This window comes from Frigoribacterium sp. PhB107 (genome assembly GCF_003751515.1).
GTDB lineage: Bacteria > Actinomycetota > Actinomycetes > Actinomycetales > Microbacteriaceae > Frigoribacterium.
Window position 1 is genome coordinate 1,692,909 of sequence record NZ_RJKU01000001.1, and the last position, 17,380, is coordinate 1,710,288.

The 17,380-nt window shown below is 74.2% G+C and carries 17 protein-coding genes; 6 read left to right on the forward strand and 11 right to left on the reverse strand.

All coding sequences use genetic code 11. The annotated features are described in order from the left end of the window. Positions 1–62 precede the first annotated feature (62 nt). From EDF18_RS07765 to EDF18_RS07775, 3 genes are all read right to left on the reverse strand, one after another. Positions 63–1,784, reverse strand: coding sequence for a cell wall metabolism sensor histidine kinase WalK (locus EDF18_RS07765; RefSeq protein ID WP_233569027.1), 1,722 nt, complete (start codon positions 1,782–1,784; stop codon positions 63–65). Beyond that, positions 1,777–2,454, reverse strand: coding sequence for a response regulator transcription factor (locus EDF18_RS07770; protein ID WP_123547105.1), 678 nt, complete (start codon positions 2,452–2,454; stop codon positions 1,777–1,779). Before EDF18_RS07770 ends, EDF18_RS07765 begins: the two co-directional genes overlap by 8 nt. 235 nt (positions 2,455–2,689) lie before the next feature. Beyond that, a complete protein-coding gene (locus EDF18_RS07775; RefSeq protein ID WP_123547106.1) occupies positions 2,690–3,442 on the reverse strand; it encodes an SDR family NAD(P)-dependent oxidoreductase in 753 nt (250 codons plus the stop codon). Positions 3,443–3,585: 143 nt separating this feature from the next. Between EDF18_RS07775 and EDF18_RS07780 the strand changes: the two genes are divergently transcribed. From EDF18_RS07780 to EDF18_RS07795, 4 genes are all read left to right on the forward strand, one after another. Then, positions 3,586–4,053, forward strand: a complete 468-nt coding sequence (locus EDF18_RS07780; protein ID WP_123547107.1) for a MarR family winged helix-turn-helix transcriptional regulator — start codon at positions 3,586–3,588, stop codon at positions 4,051–4,053. Then, complete coding sequence (locus tag EDF18_RS07785; protein WP_123547108.1) at positions 4,050–5,438, forward strand: MFS transporter; 1,389 nt, start codon at positions 4,050–4,052, stop codon at positions 5,436–5,438. The genes EDF18_RS07780 and EDF18_RS07785 overlap by 4 nt, the downstream gene beginning before the upstream one ends. A 119-nt stretch (positions 5,439–5,557) precedes the next feature. Further along, positions 5,558–6,241, forward strand: coding sequence for a hypothetical protein (locus EDF18_RS07790; protein WP_123547109.1), 684 nt, complete (start codon positions 5,558–5,560; stop codon positions 6,239–6,241). A gap of 118 nt (positions 6,242–6,359) precedes the next feature. Continuing rightward, positions 6,360–7,298, forward strand: coding sequence for an endo alpha-1,4 polygalactosaminidase (locus EDF18_RS07795; RefSeq protein ID WP_123547110.1), 939 nt, complete (start codon positions 6,360–6,362; stop codon positions 7,296–7,298). A 5-nt stretch (positions 7,299–7,303) separates the two neighbouring features. Here the strand turns inward: EDF18_RS07795 and EDF18_RS07800 are convergent, their stop codons facing one another. From EDF18_RS07800 to EDF18_RS07810, 3 genes are read right to left on the reverse strand one after another with little or no spacing between them, the layout of a single operon-like run. After that, positions 7,304–8,149, reverse strand: coding sequence for a transglutaminase family protein (locus EDF18_RS07800; RefSeq protein WP_123547111.1), 846 nt, complete (start codon positions 8,147–8,149; stop codon positions 7,304–7,306). Next, positions 8,146–9,075, reverse strand: coding sequence for an alpha-E domain-containing protein (locus EDF18_RS07805; protein ID WP_123547112.1), 930 nt, complete (start codon positions 9,073–9,075; stop codon positions 8,146–8,148). The genes EDF18_RS07800 and EDF18_RS07805 overlap by 4 nt, the downstream gene beginning before the upstream one ends. Continuing rightward, the gene (locus tag EDF18_RS07810; protein WP_123547113.1) at positions 9,069–10,766 is read right to left on the reverse strand and encodes a circularly permuted type 2 ATP-grasp protein; all 1,698 of its coding nucleotides are present in this window, start codon (positions 10,764–10,766) and stop codon (positions 9,069–9,071) included. The genes EDF18_RS07805 and EDF18_RS07810 overlap by 7 nt, the downstream gene beginning before the upstream one ends. A gap of 252 nt (positions 10,767–11,018) precedes the next feature. Between EDF18_RS07810 and EDF18_RS07815 the strand changes: the two genes are divergently transcribed. Both EDF18_RS07815 and EDF18_RS07820 read left to right on the forward strand, forming a co-directional pair. Further along, entirely contained in the window at positions 11,019–11,231 is a 213-nt protein-coding gene (locus EDF18_RS07815; protein WP_123547114.1) for a hypothetical protein, read from the forward strand. 86 nt (positions 11,232–11,317) lie between these two features. Further along, complete coding sequence (locus tag EDF18_RS07820) at positions 11,318–12,082, forward strand: aminoglycoside 3'-phosphotransferase (RefSeq protein ID WP_123547115.1); 765 nt, start codon at positions 11,318–11,320, stop codon at positions 12,080–12,082. A 134-nt stretch (positions 12,083–12,216) separates the two neighbouring features. Here EDF18_RS07820 and EDF18_RS07825 read toward each other — a convergent pair whose 3' ends face one another. The 5 genes from EDF18_RS07825 to EDF18_RS07850 form a co-directional block, all read right to left on the reverse strand. Beyond that, positions 12,217–12,795, reverse strand: coding sequence for a hypothetical protein (locus EDF18_RS07825; RefSeq protein WP_123547116.1), 579 nt, complete (start codon positions 12,793–12,795; stop codon positions 12,217–12,219). 49 nt (positions 12,796–12,844) lie between these two features. Beyond that, on the reverse strand, positions 12,845–13,471 hold the full coding sequence (locus EDF18_RS07830; protein ID WP_158614650.1) for a CDP-alcohol phosphatidyltransferase family protein: 627 nt from the start codon (positions 13,469–13,471) through the stop codon (positions 12,845–12,847). Between the two features lie 109 nt (positions 13,472–13,580). After that, a complete protein-coding gene (locus EDF18_RS07835) occupies positions 13,581–14,717 on the reverse strand; it encodes a septum formation family protein (protein ID WP_123547118.1) in 1,137 nt (378 codons plus the stop codon). A gap of 241 nt (positions 14,718–14,958) precedes the next feature. Then, a complete protein-coding gene (locus tag EDF18_RS07845; RefSeq protein WP_123547120.1) occupies positions 14,959–16,044 on the reverse strand; it encodes an alkene reductase in 1,086 nt (361 codons plus the stop codon). 169 nt (positions 16,045–16,213) lie between these two features. Beyond that, the gene (locus EDF18_RS07850; RefSeq protein ID WP_199732360.1) at positions 16,214–17,119 is read right to left on the reverse strand and encodes an NAD(P)-dependent oxidoreductase; all 906 of its coding nucleotides are present in this window, start codon (positions 17,117–17,119) and stop codon (positions 16,214–16,216) included. Between the last annotated feature and the right edge of the window lie 261 nt (positions 17,120–17,380).

Sequence of the window (17,380 nt, forward strand, 5' to 3'; positions counted from 1 at the left end):
TCCGGGGTGTCCCTGCAGCGGCGAGACGAGGAGGCGCGGCCGGGCAGGCAGGTCGGCGCAGGTCAGGCCGGGTCGGCGGGCAGGTCGACCACGAAGCGGGCGCCGCCGAGGGGCGACGTCTCGACCCGCACCTCGCCTCCGTGCACGCGCACGATCTCGGCGACGATGGCGAGGCCGAGGCCGCTGCCCCCGGCGTCGCGGTCGCGGGCCTCGTCGAGGCGGACGAAGCGCTCGAAGATCCGCCCGCGGTCGTCCGTGGCGACCCCCGCACCGTCGTCGTCGACGGTGAGCACCGCGCGGCCGTCGGCCGTCTCGACGAGACCCACGGCCACCGCCGAGCGCGCGTGCCGGGAGGCGTTCACGACGAGGTTGCGGACGACCTGGCCGAGCAGCCCCTCGTCGCCGCGCACACGTGCCGGGCCCACGGCCGTGGCGTCGACGGAGACACCGCGACCGACGCGCTCGTCCGAGCCCGAGGTCGACTCCGAACCCGAGGCCGCACCGCCACCCGCACCCGTCGCCGCACCCGACCGTAGGCGAGCCGCCTCCGTCAGCACGAGGTCGTCGAGGTCGACCGGGCGGCGGGCGACGCCGAGCGCGCCCTCGTCGGCGCGGGCGAGGACCAGCAGGCCCTGCACCAGGGAGGTGAGGCGCGCCTCCTCGCCGAGGACGGTGCCGGCCAGCGCCCGCCCGTCGATGCGCTCGGGGTGCAGCAGCGCGACCTCGGCGTGCTGGCGGATCGTCGCGAGCGGCGTCTTGAGCTCGTGCGAGGCGTCGCCGACGAAGCGCCGCTGCGCGGTCGCGGAGGCGTCCAGCCGGTCGAGCATCCCGTTCAGGGTCGAGGCGAGCCGCGACACCTCGTCTCCCCCGCCCGGGTCGGCGAGGCGGTGCGACAGGTTCGCGGCGGTCACCTCGGCGACCTCGCGACGCATCGACTCGACCGGGCGCAGGGCCCGCCCGACCACGAACCAGGTCGTCACGCCGAGCACGAGCAGCGCCACGGGGACGGCCACGCCGAGCGTCAGCAGGCTGGCCGAGGAGGCGGCCTGCGCCTCGTCGAGGGAGCGCGCGGCCACGACGTCCCACCGTGTCGTGACGGTCTCGACGTCGAGGTCGTCGTCGCCCTCGGCGGCGGCAGCCGCGGCGGCTGCGCTCGCGTCCTCGGCGGCGTCGCTCGCGTCGTCGGCCGCGTCGCGCGCGGCCTCGGCGGCGTCGTCCTCGTCGAGGGCGTCGTCGTCGTCGGACGAGGACTCCGCCGGCTCGGGCTCGGGGGACGGACTCGCGCTCGGGCCTGCGCTCGGGCTCGACGACGGCGAGGGAGTCGACGTGGTCGTGCTCACCGACTCGGCACCGTCGGTCTCGACGACGAAGTCGTCCCCGTCGAGCGAGACCCGGCTGCCCGAGGCGGCCCCCGCGAGCTGTCGCGCGGAGGCGGCGAGGTCGTCGTCGCCGCCCGTCGCGACGAGCTGCCCCGCGGCGTCGAAGACGGCCACGAGCGCTCCGTCGGCGTCGCCGGAGACGGCGACGGCCGGGCTCGACCCGCCCGCGAGCGCGGCCACGGCACGGTCGACGTCGGCGGACGCGGCCGAGCGCGGGGCGTCCGCGAGCACGGCCTGCTGCACCAGCGCGAAGACGAGCGCGAACGCGCCGAGCGTGAGCGCCACGGCGAGCACGGCGGCCGCGGTGATGCGGAGGCGCAGCGAGCCACGGCGACCGGTGCGGGTCGGGCGACCACCGCCGTCGTCGCGACCACCGCGGCCGACGCGACCGGCGTCGTCAGCCACCCCGCGCCTCCAGCCGGTAGCCGGCGCCGCGCAGGGTGACGATCGACTCGCGACCGAAGGGCCGGTCGACCTTGTTGCGGAGGTGCCGGACGTACACCTCGACGATGTTCGGGTCGCCCTCGAAGTCGTCGTTCCAGACGCCGTCGAGCACCTCGCGCTTCGTGACGACGCTGCCGGCACGGCGCATCAGGAACTCCAGCACGGCGAACTCGCGGCTCGTCAGCTCGATCTGCTCGTCTCCCCGGCGGACGTCGCGCGACGCCGGGTCGAGCCGCAGGTCGCCGGCCTCGAGCACGACCGGACGCTCCCGGGCCCCGCGACGGACGAGCGCACGGAGGCGGGCGAGCAGCACCGCGAACGAGAACGGCTTGGTGAGGTAGTCGTCGGCACCGGTGTCGAGGGCCTCGACCTGGTCCCACTCGCCGTCCTTGGCCGTGAGCATGATGACCGGCGTCCAGTCGCCTCCTTCGCGCATCGCCCGGCAGACGGCGTAGCCGCTCATGCCGGGCAGCATGATGTCGAGGACGACCACGTCGTAGCTGCCATGGCGCGTGCGCCAGAGCGCGTCGGTGCCGGTGCCCGCCACGTCGACGGCCATGCCCTCGGCCTCGAGCCCGACGCGGAGCCCCTCGGCCAGCGTCGGCTGGTCCTCGACGACGAGCACGCGCACGACCGCCCCTTCCTCGCGCGCACCCTGCCCGCGTGCCCATCCTGGCGCGGGCGCGCTGAAGCGGGGCTGAAGCGGGGCGCGGGGCGGCCTCGAGGGGCCGGCCCGCGCCTCCTGCACGCCCGGGAGGAAGTGCGGCGGGTTCCCGTCGCCGCCGGCGGGTCAGCGCGGACCCGCCGCGGACGACGGGAACCCGCCGCACCCCGCTCACGCAGCCGGGACAGCGGGAACGCGAGTGCTAGTGCGCCGAGTAGCCGCCGTCGACGAGGTGGTAGCTGCCCGAGATGAACGACGCTTCGGGGCTGAGGAGGAACAGCACGAGCGCCGCGACCTCGGAGTCGGTGCCGAGGCGGCCCGACGCGTGCTGGCCCTCGAGGGCGTGCAGCTCGTCGGTCGACATCGACGAGCGGACGAGCGGCGTGTCGATGAACCCTGGGCCCACGGCGTTGGTGCGGACGCCCTGTGCCGTGTACTCGAGCGCCGCGACCTTGGTCAGGCCGATCAGGGCGTGCTTGCTCGTGACGTAGGCCGCGTTCTTCGCGATGCCGACCGAGCCGAGCACGGAGGCCATGTTGACGACGGCTCCGCCGCCGGCCTCCACCATCGCGGGCAGCTGGAACTTGAGGCCGTAGAAGACGCCGTCGAGGTCGACCGAGCGGACCCTGTCCCAGGCAGCGATGTCGTAGTCGCCGATGGTCTGCGGCGCGGCGCCGATGCCGGCGTTGTTGACCGCGAGGTGCAGGGCCCCGTAGGTCTCCTTCGCGAACGCGACGGCCGCCTCCGACTGCTCCCACTTCGCGGTGTTCTGCTCGAAGGGGGCAGCGGTGCCGCCGGCCGAGGTGATCTCGTCGACGATGCGCTGTGCCGCCTCGACGTTGATGTCGGTCACGACGACCGACGCGCCCTCCGCCGCGAGCTGGCGCGAGACCTCGGCGCCGATGCCGCTCCCGCCGCCGGTCACGATCGCCGTCTTGCCGCTGAACTTGCCCATGCTGTCGCTTCTTCCTCGTGTCGTGTGGGACTCCTCGATGAGCCGTCCTCGACGATACGCCTGCATTGACCTGACGGCAACAGGTGTCGCACATCGACGCAGATCGTTTACTTAGGCGAGCTAAATGATTAGGCTGGCGGGCGATGACCGAGACCACCGCACCCGCAGCTGCAGCCCCTGCACGTCGCACCGTCCCGCACGCCCAGCTCGCCTCCGACGTGCGCGGCTCCGTGCTCCGCCTCGCCCGCCGGATGCGCCAGCAGAAGGCCGACGTCGACGTCTCCGACGCGCAGATGACGGCCCTCGGCTACGTCTTCCAGGAGCAGCCGCTCACCATCGGCGCCCTGACCGAGCACGAGGGCGTCACTCCCCCGTCGATGAACCGCACGGTCGGCAAGCTCGTCGACGCCGGCCTGGTCAGCCGTCGGGTCGACGACGACGACCGTCGCCGGGTGGTGCTCGAGACGACGGAGGCGGGTGCCGCGTTCGTGCTCGAGACCCGACGCCGCCGCGACGAGTGGCTGGTGCCGCGGCTGGCCGCGCTGACCGCCGACGAGCGCCGCACCCTGGCCGACGCCACCGAGATCCTCCGGAAGCTGACCCGCTCGTGAGCGCGATGTTCCGCTCGCTCGGCCTCTACAACTACCGGCTCTGGTTCGGCGGCGCGCTCGTCTCGAACACGGGCACGTGGATGCAGGCCACCGCGCAGGACTGGCTCGTGCTCACCCACCTCACCGACCACGACGCGACCGCGGTCGGCATCACCATGGCGCTGCAGTTCGCGCCGCCCATCCTGCTCGTGCCCGTCACCGGCCTCATCGCCGACCGGTTCGACCGGCGCCGCATGCTCATGCTCACCCAGGGCACGATGGCCCTGCTCGGCCTGGCCCTCGGCCTGCTCGTGCTCACCGACGTCGCGCAGCTCTGGATGGTGTGGGTCTTCGCGCTCCTGCTCGGCACGGTGAACGCGATCGACGCCCCGATCCGACAGAGCTTCGTCTCGGAGCTCGTCCCCCCGGGTCACCTCTCGAACGCCGTCTCGCTGAACTCGGCCTCGTTCAACGGCGCGCGCCTCCTCGGCCCGGCCGTCGCCGGCGTGCTGATCGCGAGCGTGGGCACCGGCTGGGTCTTCCTGATCAACGCGGCCTCGTTCGCCGCGGTGCTGCTGTCGCTGCGGTTCATCCGGGTGTCGCAGCTCGAGCACAAGCCGCCGGTGTCGCGGGCGAAGGGACAGATCAGGGAGGGGTTCCGCTACGTGAAGGGGCGCCCCGACCTGCTCGTCGTCTTCACGATGATCTTCGTGATCGGCACCTTCGGCCTCAACTTCCCGATCTTCACGTCGACGATGGCGAGCGTCGAGTTCGGCGTCGACGCCAGCGGGTTCGGCCTGCTCTCGTCGTGCATCGCGGTGGGGTCGCTGACCGGCGCCCTGCTCTCGGCGCGACGGGAGCGCCCGCGGATGCGCGTGCTGGTGCTGGCCGCCGCCTCCTTCGGGGTGACCTGCACCGTCGCCGCGCTGATGCCCAGCTACTGGACGTTCGCCGCCGTGCTGGTCGCCGTCGGGCTCTCGTCGATCACCCTGATGACCACGGCCAACAGCACGGTGCAGCTGTCGACCGCCCCCGAGATGCGCGGTCGTGTGATGGCGCTCTACATGGCGATCTTCACGGGCGGCACGCCGCTCGGCGCCCCGATCGTGGGCTGGGTCGCCGACACGGCCGGGCCCCGCTGGGCGATCGGCGTCGGCGCCGCGGCCGGCTTCGTCGCGGCAGGGATCGCCGTCGTCTGGCTCGTGCGCCGACAGCACCTGCGGGTGCGGCGCGTGGCACCGGTCGCCGCGGCCTCGGACGCCGGGGTCGTGCGTCGGATCGCCCCGCGGCTCGTGCCGCACTTCACCGTCGAGCACGACGGCGACGGCGGCAGGCCCGCGCGCGAGCGGCGCGACGAGGCCGCCGCCGTGCTGGCCGCCGACGAGGTCACGTCGCGCACGTCGTGAACGCGTGGCCGCTGAGCGCAAGGGGCTACCACGGTCGGGCCGCCCGGCGTACAGTCCGCTCATGACGAGTCCTCGGGTCTGATCCGGCCCCGCGGCGTCCCGTCGTGGAAGGTCCGGACATGGGCAGGACAGCGCGGTGCGCGGCAGCGGCTCTCGCCGCCGTCGTCGCCGGAGGCGCGCTCGGCCTGGCAGCGGACGCCCGCGCCGTCGACGGCGCCTACGACTACGTCGCGGTCTCGTTCCTTCTGCTGGCGTCCGCGCTCGTCGTCGGCGGCGTGGTCGTGCTGCTCGTCGCTCTGGCCGACCGCCTGCTCGGACAACTGCCCGCGGAGGGCTCGTCGGCCCCGTCGACGGCCGCACCCGCTGACCGCCTCGCCCCCGCGCTCTCCCCCACCTCGTCGCCGCCTCCCCCGACCGTCGTGACCCCCGCGCAGGAGGCGGTGCCCGGGTCGGCGTCGCCGGTCACGACGTCCGTCGTGCCTGCTCGCACGGCCGCCGCCTCCGTCGGCGGCCCCGCCTCGCTGTCCGCGGCCCGGACCGCCGCACACCGCCACGCGGCGACGGCCCGACGAGCCGCCGGTGCCGCGACGCGTCGTGCGGGGCAGCACGCCTCGACGGCGCAGCGCGCGGCGACCACGTCGGTCGCGGCCGCCGTGGCGAGGTCGGTCGCAGTCGTCCGCTCGACGACCGGCGGGCGGGGCACCACTGCGGAGGCGAGGACCGACGGTGCAGGCGTCACCGACGGTGCAGGCACCCCCGACGCAGCTCGCGACGAGGCCGCGCCCGTCGCCCCTCGGCGCTGAGATGACGGGAACGGGACGACATGGCGGCGGGCCCCGTGGCATCTCGTCCCGAATGGGGCATCCATCGCCGACGCGCCGAGGCGTCCGGCGTCCGACCAGGCTGACCTAGGCTCGCGGCATGGACGAACGTCGACGGACTTCCCCGCGCGAGCGGTCGGGCCGTGCCGCCGGAGCCGCGGCCGTGGTCGCGACAGTCGCCGCCGCGACGGCGCTCGTGGTCGGGCTCGCCGGCTGCTCGGCCGCGACGCCGGCGACGACGAGCGGAGCAGGCGCCGTAGCCGGTGCAGACGCCGCGACCGCGGGGGCGACCGGTGCTGCCGACCCGGCACGCGCGTCCGACGCCGACCTCTGGCCCGTCGGAGCCGGCTTCGACTACCAGCTCGGCGGTGCCTCCCCCGTGCCCGACGGCGTGACGGTCGTCGCCCGCGACAGCACCGACGAGCCCGCCGGCGCAGGGTTCGACATCTGCTACGTGAACGGGTTCCAGACGCAGCCCGGCGCGGTCTGGCCCGAGTCCCTGCTGCTGCACGACGCCTCCGGCGGGCTGCTCGTCGACCCCGGCTGGCCGGACGAGCACCTCTTCGACACCTCCACAGCCGAGGCCAGGGAGGCGCTGGCCGAGCTGCAGGCGCCGGTCATCGACGGCTGCGCGGCGGCCGGCTTCGACGCGGTCGAGTTCGACAACCTCGACTCGTACAGCCGCTCCGACGGCGCGCTCGACCTCGACGACGCGGTCGCCTTCGCGACGCTGCTCGTCGCGCGCACCCACCAGGCAGGCCTCGCCGCCGGCCAGAAGAACACCGCAGAGCTGGAGGCGCGCGGCCGTGACGAGATCGGCTTCGACTTCGCCGTCGTCGAGGAGTGCGACCTGTACTCCGAGTGCGGGGCCTTCACGGACGTGTACGGCGACGGCGTGCTCGCGATCGAGTACACGGACGACCTCCGCGACACGGTCGAGGGGCTCTGCTCGCGGGAGTCGACCCCGCGCAGCACGGTCGTGCGCGACCGCGACCTGGTGCCGGCCGACGACCCCGGGTACTCGTTCGCTCGCTGCTGAGCCGGCTACGCCTCGCGCGTGATCTCCACGGTCACGAACAGCGACGACGCGCCCGACCCCGCGTAGACCCCGCGCAGCGGCGGCACGTCGCGGTAGTCCCGGCCGTGGCCGACGACCACGTGCCGGTCGCCGATGTCGATCAGGTTCGTGGGGTCGTAGCCGTGCCAGGCGCCGCAGAACCACTCGATCCAGGCATGCGACTCGCCCGTGACCGTCTCGCGCAGCTCGGCCGACGGCCGCGGGTGCAGGTAGCCGCTGACGTACCGCGCCGGGATCCCCGCCGCGCGGAGCGCCCCCACGGTCACGTGCGCGATGTCCTGGCAGACCCCGGCCCGGGCGGCCCAGCTCTCGGCGGCCGTCGTCTTCACGTTGGTGACGCCCGGCAGGTACCGGACCGCGCCTCCTACCCTCTGGCAGATCTCCATCGCGGTCGAGCAGGGCGAGGTCGACGCCCCCTTCGCCTCGAGTGCCAGGTCGACCAGGTCGGCCGGCGGCGCCGTCAGCGGCGTCTGCTCGAGGTGCTCGACGAACTGGGCAGTGGCGCCGGCGACGCGGGCGAGGTCGTCCCAGCCCGTCGTCGTCTCGGGGTGCAGCACCGGCCGCAGCTCGACGGTCGACGTCGCCGTCAGCGACAGCTGCCGGTGCGGCAGCAGGACCTCGAACGCCGACACCCGGGTGCCCCAGTAGTCGACGTACTCGTGGGTGCCCGCGGCCGGGTCGATGCGGAGGTGCGACGACAGCACGAACTGCCCCTCGGCGTGCGCCGGCAGCATGCGCGCCTCGTTGTAGCTCGCGACGGCCTCGCCGGCGTAGGAGAAGCCGGTGTGGTGCCGGATCCGGAGCCGGCTCACGATCGCTCACCGACCCAGGTCGGGGCCGCGCTGGTCGGGAAGTACCGCTGCCGGATGGCCTCGGAGGCGGCGCTCGTCGCGGCCTGGACGGCGTCCATCTGGGCCGGCAGGTCGTCGAGGATGTCGCCGATCGGCCGGAACTCGAGCTCGCTGCGCATCTGCCCGAGGATCCGCACGCCCCCGTCGGTCGCGATCACCCGCCCGTTCGACGGCTCGACCTCGCGGAGGCAGGCCTCGGCACGGCTGACCGCGAACATCACGCTGCGCGGGAACAGCCGGTCGAGCAGCAGGAACTCCGCCGTGTTGCGCGCGCTCGGCACGCCCCGGTAGGTGCGCAGGTAGGCCTCGTACGCGCCGCACGAGCGGAGGATCGTCGTCCACGACGGCCCCGACGCCTCGGTCAGCGTCCGCGTCGCGAGCAGTCGCGCCGTCATGTCGGCGCGCTCGATCGAGCGGCCGAGGGTGAAGAACTGCCACACCTCGTCGCGGCTCGTGGCGCTCTCGATGATGCCCACGGCGAGCGCGCTGCGCTCCCGCACCCAGGCGAAGAACTCGTGAACCTTGTCGCCCGCGACCTTGCGCGGCATGCGGGCGCGGGTCGTGTTGAGGCACTCCCACAGCTCGGTCGAGACGATCTCGCGGGCCCGCCGCGCGTTCTCGCGGGCGGCGCCGAGCGAGTACGCGATCGAGGCCGGGTCGTGCCGGTCGACGGCCAGCCGCGCGAGCACGTCGCCGCGGGTGAGAGCCACGTCGGAGGCCGCCTCGCTGCCCATCACCGAGAGGAGGCTGCGGCAGGCGGTGTCCTCGTCGATCCACGGGTCCTCGAGCAGCAGCTGCAGGTGCACGTCGAGGATGCGCGCCGTCCCGTCGGACCGCTCGATGTACCGGCCGATCCAGAAGAGGCTCTCGGCGATGCGGCTCAGCATGGTCGTCCTTCGGTCGTGGTGGCGGGTCCGTCGTCGACCCGTTGTTGCTGCTGCTGGGCCTGCTGGTCGTTGCGGGGGTCGTCCTGCGGGGCGTGGTCGGGCGTGTGGTCCGCCGCGGCGGCTGCCGCAGCCGCGGCTTCCGGCGTGATCACCGGGATCGACTGCGTCGGCGTCGTCTGCTCCGCGATGAGGGCGCTCACGTCGTGGCCTGCCCAGGCCGCCACGTCGCCTCCGACGATCCAGGTGTCCTTCGACCCGCCTCCCTGGCTGCTGTTCACGACGAGCTGGCCCGCGGGCAGGGCCACGCGCGTCAGCCCGCCCGGCAGCACCCAGACGTCGTCGCCGTCGTGCACGGCGAAGGGCCGGAGGTCGGCGTGGCGGGGCTGCAGGCCGTCGTCGACGAGGGTGGGGATGGTGCTCAGCTGCACGACGGGCTGAGCGATCCAGCCGCGCGGGTCCTGCTGCAGGCGGGTGCGGAGCTCGTCGAGCTCGCGTCGGCTCGCGGCCGGCCCCACGACGAGGCCCTTGCCGCCGGAGCCGTCGACCGGCTTGACCACGAGCTCGTCGAGGCGGTCGAGCACCTCCTCGAGGGCGCCGGGATCCTCGAGGCGCCAGGTCCGCACGTTCGGCAGCAGCGCCTCCTCGCCCAGGTAGTACCGGATCAGCTCGGGCAGGTACGTGTAGACGAGCTTGTCGTCGGCGACGCCGTTGCCCACCGCGTTCGCGATGGTGACGGTGCCGAGGCGCGCGGCCATCAGCAGGCCGGGCGATCCGAGCACCGAGTCGGCACGGAACTGCAGCGGGTCGAGGAACTCGTCGTCGACCCGTCGGTAGATCACGTCGACCCGCTCGGGGCCGCCCGTCGTGCGCATGAAGACGCGGCCGCCCGAGCAGTAGAGGTCGCGGCCCTCGACGAGCTCGACGCCCATCAGCCGGGCCAGCAGGGTGTGCTCGTAGTACGCCGAGTTGAAGACCCCGGGGGTCAGCACGACCACCGTCGGCTCGTCGACCCCCGACGGCGCGCTCTTCTTGAGGGCCGCGAGGAGGCGGGCGGGATAGTCGCCCACGGGGCGCACCTTCATCGAGACGAAGAGCTCGGGCAGCGTCTGTGCCATCACCCGCCGGTTCGAGATCACGTAGCTGACGCCGCTGGGCACGCGGACGTTGTCCTCGAGGACGCACCAGGCACCGGCCTCGTCACGGATCAGGTCGATGCCGCTGACCTGGATGCGCACGCCGTTCGCCGGGTCGATGCCCGCGGCCTGGCGGTGGAAGTGGCTCGAGCTCGTGATGAGCCCCGCGGGGATCACCCCGTCGGCGACGGCCCGCTGCGGCCCGTAGACGTCGGCGAGGAACGCCTCCAGCGCCTTGACCCGCTGCTTCACGCCCTTCTCGACGTCCAGCCACTCGTCGTGCTCGATCACGCGGGGCACCGCGTCGAGGGGGAACGGTCGCTCCTCGCCGGCGAAGTCGAAGGTGACGCCCTGCGCGAGGTACGAGTCGGCGAGGGCCGCGGTGCGGCCGCGGAGGTCGTCCTGCGTCATGCCCTCGAGGGTCGCGTGGATCTCCTGGTAAGCCCGACGGACCTCGCGGTCCGAGGCGAACATCTCGTCCCAGGCGGGCGCCGGCTGCCTCGCGGAGGAGCCCCTGGCCGGGGTCGCCGCGGCGTAGCGGTCGAAGAGGTCTGCCATGGCTCGACGCTACTGACGGGGTGTTGCGAGGGTGTTTCCGGGCGGTTGCGGGCGGGGACGGGACTCCCGGCCGGGCCCCGTCGGGGCTTGATCGGGGCCTGGTCGGGCCTGGTCTGGGCTCGGGCGGGGCCCGGGCGGGGCCCGGGCGAGCCGCCGAGCGAGTCCTCGGCGGTCTCATCCGCGCGGGCGAGACGCCGCACAGGCGCGGGGACTACCGTCGAGGCAACACGTCAACGTTCCCTGGGAGGACCCATGAGTTTCCGATTCTTGCTCATCGCCATCATCGCGTTCATCGCCTACACCTTCGGCGCGAAGGCGGGGCACGGTCGCTACAAGCAGATCTCGGGCTACGTCGGCTCGTTCTGGAACGACCCCCAGGTGAAGAAGGCGCGCAAGAGCGCCAAGAAGAACGTCGCCGTCGCCCGCAAGGCCGCGATCAAGAAGGCCAAGAAGGCCTCGCGCTGATCTGAGCGCACGTACGTCGACGAGGCCCGTCCCGCTGAGCGGGGCGGGCCTCGTCGTGTGCGCGGGCGCTGCCGTAGCGTGGGCGGATGATCCCCGACGCGTCCTCGGCCGGTGACGACCGCCTCCTCGTGGTGCCGGATCCCGTGCTCGCCGCGGCCGACGGCGACACCGTCACGCCGGTGTGGCTGAACGAGGCAGGAGGCGTGACGTACCGCCTCGGGGACGGTCCCGGCCGGCGGTTCGCCAAGTGGGCGCCGCACGGCAGCGGGCTCGACCTGCACGCCGAGGAGATGCGCCTGCGCTGGGCCGTCGAGCACGCCGTCGTGCCGCGGGTGCTCGAGATCGGCAGCGACGACGAGGGCGACCACCTCGTGACCGCGGGCCTGCCGGGCCGCAGCGCCGTCGACCTGCGGTGGGTGCGCGACCCGGAGCGGGCGGTGCGGGCGGCGGGGCACGGGCTCCGCGTGCTGCACGACGCCCTGCCGGTGGCCAACTGCCCGTTCAGCTGGTCAGTGGAGGACCGCATCGCGACGAGTGCGCGGGCGCGCACCGCGCCTCCTTCGTCGCACCCCGACTCGCTGGGGGCGGCCCCCGAGGTCGACCGGCTCGTGGTCTGCCACGGCGACGCGTGCGTGCCGAACACGCTGCTGCTCGACGACGGGACGTGGTCGGGCCACGTCGACCTCGACGCGCTCGGGGTCGCCGACCGCTGGGCCGACATCGCCGTCGCGACGATGAGCCTCGAGTGGAACTACGGCCCCGGCTGGGACGCCGTCTGGCTCGACGCCTACGGGATCGACCCCGACCCGGTGCGGACCGCCTTCTACCGGGGGCTCTGGAACGCGACCTGAGGCGCTGCCCGCAGGAGGCCCTGCGGAGCCGGCGGGTCGTCGTCGCCCGCGGCGGGTCCGGGTCGTGTGCGGCGGGTTCCCGTCGCCCGTGGCGGGTCAGCGCTGACCCGCCGTCGACGACGGGAACCCGCCGACTACGCGTCGAACTGCGCGGCCCAGGCGTCGAGCCGCTCGAAGACGGCGGACTGGGCCGCGAGCGACGCACGCCAGTCGTCGCCGAGCGTGAGCCCGTGATCGGCCCCCGGGACGGTGGCGACGTCAGCTCGGGCGACCAGCCCGGCAGGCCGCCAGAACGGGTCGGCGTCGCCGGCCACGACGAGGTGCTCCGGGCCGGCGTCGGCGAGCGCCGTCCGGACCGCGCCGTCGGTGCTGAGCGGCGTGAGCCACGCGCCGGTGAGGCCCTCGCGGAGCGCCCACGGCAGGGCGAGCGTGCCGAGCGACTTGGCCACGACGACGCACGGGCCGTGCGCCCCGGCGGCGCGGGCCGACTCGCGAGCCGCGACCGCCTCCTCCTCGATCAGCGGGACGGGGTCGCCCTCGCCGGAGCGGGCGTCGAACGACCAGGTGACCGCCTCGACGTGCCAGCCGCGGGCGGCGAGGACCGCTCCGGACCAGGCGAGCAGCGGTGCGGCGACGGGGTAGCCGGCCCCCGGCAGCAGCACGGCCACGGGCGAGCCGGGTTCGCGGGCGGCGGCGAGGGTGCGCGACGACATGCTCCGAGCCTAGGAGGCGCGGTGTCCGCCGGCGAGGACCGGACGCCGGTCAGGAGGCGGTGCGGCCGCGAGCCCGCCAGCGGCGGGCCAGGTCGCGGCCGTAGAGCACGGCGGCGACGTAGTGCCCGACGAGCCCGAGCAGCAGCACGAAGCTGCTCACGACGACGAGCAGCTGGCCCAGCACCTCAGGGCCGTCGCCGCCCCCGGAGCCGCGCCACTCGGCCACCACGGCGACGCCGACGAGCAGCATCAGCAGGCCCACGAAGATGAGGGCGGTGCGGACCTTGCCCACCCACGTCACGGGGAAGGAGGCGCCCCCGAACGCGATCAGCGCCACGAGGCTCAGCACCACGTCGGGCAGCAGGATCAGCACGAACACCGGCCAGCTGAGGAGCCCGCCCAGCCAGAAGGCCAGCACCACGACGATGACCGTGAGCCGGTCGGCCACCGGGTCGAGCCAGGCGCCCAGCTCAGAGGTGGTGTGGGTGCGGCGCGCGACGAAGCCGTCGACGAAGTCGGTGAGGAACACGACCGCGATGACGACCATCGACGACCAGTAGTGCTCGCCGACGATCAGCACGACGAAGATCGGCAGCAGCAGGAGGCGGAGGGCCGTGATCGCGTTCGGCACGGTCCGCCACTCGTCGGTGCGGAAGAGACGGTCGACGAGCTGCACGGGGGGGTCTCCTGGGGTCACGGGGCGGGGCGGCGACGAACCGGGTGAGGCGTCGTGACGATCCTAGGCGGCGGCTCGGGGCGCCACGGCGGACGCAGGACCGCGCCCGTCAGTAGCCGTAGTCCTCGAGGGTGCCGGGAGACGTGTCGCCGTCGATGAAGGCGTAGCAGAGCACCTCGCGGTCGCCCTCCGACCAGCTCTGCTCCGTGGGGGTCAGGTAGCCGAAGTCGGCCACGGAGTCGTCCCACGGGATGCCGACGAAGGACTCGAACTCGGCGTAGCAGCCCTTGTCGGCGTCGTCCCACAGGGCCTCCTTGCCAGGCCAGCTCGAGTCCGGAGCGTCGAACACCAGGTACGTCTCGTTGTCGTGCTCGTCGTCGCACGACTGCAGGTCGACGTCCTCGACGTCGCCCGAGCCCGTGGCGTCGCCGAGGCCGAAGGCGAAGCAGTCGCCCACCTCGAGGTCGAACGCCGACGTGTCGGGCACGCCCCCGCTCGTCTCGGGAGCACCCCCGGTCGTGCCGGAGCCGCCGCCCGGCGAGGTCGAGGCCGACGCGAGCTCGGCGGCCGAGTGCGCGACGGCGACCGCGGCAGCGGTGCCGCCCGCGAGCACGAGCAGGCCGGCGGCGACGAGGCCGCCGATCAGGAGGCCCCTGCGGCGGCGCGGAGGCCGGGCGGAGGGAGCCGACCAGGTGGAGCCGGGCACGGTCGACGCGTACGACGCGTACTGCGTGGGCGTCGGCGCGTGAGGAGCGACCGCCGACGTCGCGGAGGGCGCCGGTGCCGTCGCGGAGGGCGCCGGTGCCGTCGCGTAGGGCGCGGGCGCCGGGGCGCCGAAGACGGCCGGGCCGGGGATGGCGGGAGGTGCGGAACGGGACGTGCGCGTGAACGGAGCGTCCGCCTCGTGCGCGCCGATCGCCTCGACCCAGCGCCAGACGGAGGCGACGACCGCGGTCGCGACGACGGGGGCCTCGGCCTGCAGCGGCACGGCCAGGAACTCGCGACGGCGCTCGCCCGGAGGGGTCTCGCCGCCCTGGTCGGCCCAGAGGCCCGCGACGAACCAGGAGGCGCCGTCGTCGGCGAGGTCGAGGAACGCGCGGCGACCGAGACGGACCCGGACCGCCCCACGCGGGTCGGTCGAGTACGCGGACGGGACGACGGCGATCTCGGCCCCCGTCAGGTCGTGGCGCAGCAGGCCGGCCAGGCGCTCGAGGTCGGCGGGCGTGGGAGGGATCGACGGCGACACGGGCTGCTCCTGACGGGCGGGGCCGGGTGCGACGGCTCCTCGACGGCGGGCCGGGTGCGTCCGCCGGGAGGATCGTATCCCGCGCCGCCGACCTCGGACAGACCTCGATCGGGGGCGGACGCACGACGGCGTGCGCCCTGCAGGTGCAGGGCGCACGCCGTGGCGTGGCCGGAGGTGCCGGGCCGGAGCTCTCGCTCCATCTCGACGAGCGGGCCGAGGAGGCGCGGAGGGCGCCCCGAGGTCACCGCGAGACGGACTCGAGCGTCGGGTAGTCGGTGTAGCCGGTCGCCCCGTCGGCGTAGAAGGTGGCGGGGTTCGGCTCGTTGAGCTCGGTCTCGCGCTCCCAGCGGGCAACGAGGTCGGGGTTCGCGATGGCCAGGCGGCCCACGGCGACGGCGTCGGCGTGGCCGTTCTCGACCAGGTCCTTCGCCTCGGCGAGGTCGGTGACCGTGCCGAAGCCGCTGTTGAGCACGACCGCCTGGCCGAAGCGGCGGCGGAGGCGCTGGACGAGCTCGCCGCGGGGGTCGGAGTGCAGCACGCTCATGTAGGCGAGGCCGAGGGGGGCGAGGCCGTCCATCAGGGCGTCGTAGGTCGCGGTCACGTCGTCGAGGTCGGTCTCGACGACGTCCTGGATGTTGTGCATCGGCGAGATGCGGATGCCGACGCGGCCGGCGCCGATCGCGGCGGAGACGGCCTCGGCCACCTCGATGCCGAGGCGGGCGCGCGCGGCGGGGCTGCCGCCGTACTCGTCGGTGCGGACGTTCGACACGGGCGAGAGGAACTCGTGCAGCAGGTAGCCGTTGGCGCTGTGCAGCTCGACGCCGTCGAGGCCGGCCTCGAGGACGGCGCGCTTCGAGGCGGTGACGAAGTCCTGCACGGTCTGGCGCACCTCCTCGGTCGTGAGGGCGTGCGGCACGGGGAACTCGGCCTTGCCGGAGGGGACGTGCACCTGTCCGTCGATGGCCACGGCGCTCGGGGCGACGATGCGGTCGGTGCCGGTGACGTCGGGGTGCGAGACGCGGCCAGCGTGCATCACCTGCATGACGATGGTGCCGCCCTTCGCGTGCACCTCGTCGGCGACGCGCTTCCAGCCGGCGACCTGCTCGTCGGTGAGGATGCCGGGCTGACCGGTGTAGCCCTTGCCCTCCTGGGTCGGGTAGGTGCCCTCGGTGACGATCATGCCGAGGGTGGCCCGCTGGCCGTAGTGCTCGACCACGACGTCGCCGGGCACGTCGCCCGCGTCGGCGCGGGTGCGGGTCAGCGGCGCCATGGTGACGCGGTTCGAGAGGACGAGGTCGCCGAGGACGGCGGAGGAGAAGAGATCCACGAAGGGGTCCTTTCCGGTGGGGAGGAGGAGGTGGCCGCGTCGTCTCGCGACGCGTCGGGGAGAGTGCCCGTCGTCGCGCACCTGCGGTGCCAACACGGGCCACGGCGCGGTCATTCCGCGCCACGGGCAGGGTCAGGGAAGTTCTCAGGAACGCAGCCCCGGGGAGCGGTCAGTCGGTGAAGGCGGCGTGCACCGCAGCGATGTCGTCGCCGCCGTGCCCCCGGTCGGAGGCCGTGCCGTAGAGACCGGCCAGCGCAACGAGCAAGGAGGTGTCGAACCCGGCGTCGGCCGCGGTCGCGGCCTCGCGCATCAGCGAGACGTCCTTCCGGAGGCCGTCGAGCGCGAACTGCGCGGGGTACTCGCCCGCGATCATGCTGGCGCCCTTGATGTGCGCGTAGGGGGTGTCGGCATGACCGCCCTCGATCGCGTCGAGGAACAGCTGCGGGTCGAGCCCGAGCGTCCGGGTCAGGGCCAGCGACTGGGCGGCCGCGGCGGTGACGGACGCGATCCACGCGTTGGCGGCGAGCTTGAGCGCCGTGCCCTGGCCGACGGAGTCGCCCGCGGTGATCGTCTTCGCGCCCATCGCGTCGAGCACGGGCTGCACCCGGGCCAGGAGGTCGGGGGCGCCGGCCGAGAGCATGACCAGCTTGCCGGTCTCGGCGGGCTTCTTGGTGCCGAGCATCATCGCCTCGACCAGCGGCACGCCGCGCTCGGCGGCGAGGTCGACGACCCGCGCGGTGTCGGCGGCGCCGATCGTGCTCGCCTGGACCCAGACGGGGCCGTCGGCCGAGGTGCCGAGGGCGGCAGTCGCGTCGGAGGCGGCGGTAGGGTCGACCGGAGAGGTCGCCTCGCGCAGCACGCCGAGCACGGCCTCGCCGTCGAACAACACCGTGACGACGACCTCGGCCCCGTCGACCGCCTCGCGGGCGGTGTCGACGACGGTCGCCCCGACGCCGCCGAGCGGCTCGGCCTTGTCGCGGGTGCGGTTCCACGCTGTGACGTCGTGCCCCTCGTGCAGGAGCGTCCTGACGACGCCCTGCCCCATGATCCCCGTGCCCAGCACCGCGACCTTCATGCCTGCTCCTCGCCTGCGGCCGGGCGTCTCGCCGGGCCGCGTCGTCGTCGTGTCCGTGTTCGTGTTCGTGGTGTCGATCGTGGTCGGTCGACGCGCTGACGGCGCCGCGCGCCGCCGGGATCGACCGTACGCCCGGCCGCCGACACCGGACCCGGGAGGCGCACCGCGCCTCCTGCAGCGTTCCCGGGGAGGGGCGACGCGCCTCCGGCAGCTGTTCCCGGAAGGCGTCACGCGCCTCCTCGAGGGCCCCCGGGAGGCGCG

What these genes read in the sequence shown, in the direction of transcription:
- EDF18_RS07795 (WP_123547110.1), top strand. Translation starts at nt 6,360, where the DNA reads ATGGACGAACGTCGACGGACTTCCCCGCGCGAGCGGTCGGGCCGTGCC.
- EDF18_RS07820 (WP_123547115.1), top strand. Translation starts at nt 11,318, where the DNA reads ATGATCCCCGACGCGTCCTCGGCCGGTGACGACCGCCTCCTCGTGGTG.
- EDF18_RS07780 (WP_123547107.1), top strand. Translation starts at nt 3,586, where the DNA reads ATGACCGAGACCACCGCACCCGCAGCTGCAGCCCCTGCACGTCGCACC.
- EDF18_RS07775 (WP_123547106.1), bottom strand. Translation starts at nt 3,442, where the DNA reads ATGGGCAAGTTCAGCGGCAAGACGGCGATCGTGACCGGCGGCGGGAGC.
- EDF18_RS07825 (WP_123547116.1), bottom strand. Translation starts at nt 12,795, where the DNA reads ATGTCGTCGCGCACCCTCGCCGCCGCCCGCGAACCCGGCTCGCCCGTG.
- EDF18_RS07805 (WP_123547112.1), bottom strand. Translation starts at nt 9,075, where the DNA reads ATGCTGAGCCGCATCGCCGAGAGCCTCTTCTGGATCGGCCGGTACATC.
- EDF18_RS07815 (WP_123547114.1), top strand. Translation starts at nt 11,019, where the DNA reads ATGAGTTTCCGATTCTTGCTCATCGCCATCATCGCGTTCATCGCCTAC.
- EDF18_RS07790 (WP_123547109.1), top strand. Translation starts at nt 5,558, where the DNA reads ATGGGCAGGACAGCGCGGTGCGCGGCAGCGGCTCTCGCCGCCGTCGTC.
- EDF18_RS07810 (WP_123547113.1), bottom strand. Translation starts at nt 10,766, where the DNA reads ATGGCAGACCTCTTCGACCGCTACGCCGCGGCGACCCCGGCCAGGGGC.
- EDF18_RS07850 (WP_199732360.1), bottom strand. Translation starts at nt 17,119, where the DNA reads ATGAAGGTCGCGGTGCTGGGCACGGGGATCATGGGGCAGGGCGTCGTC.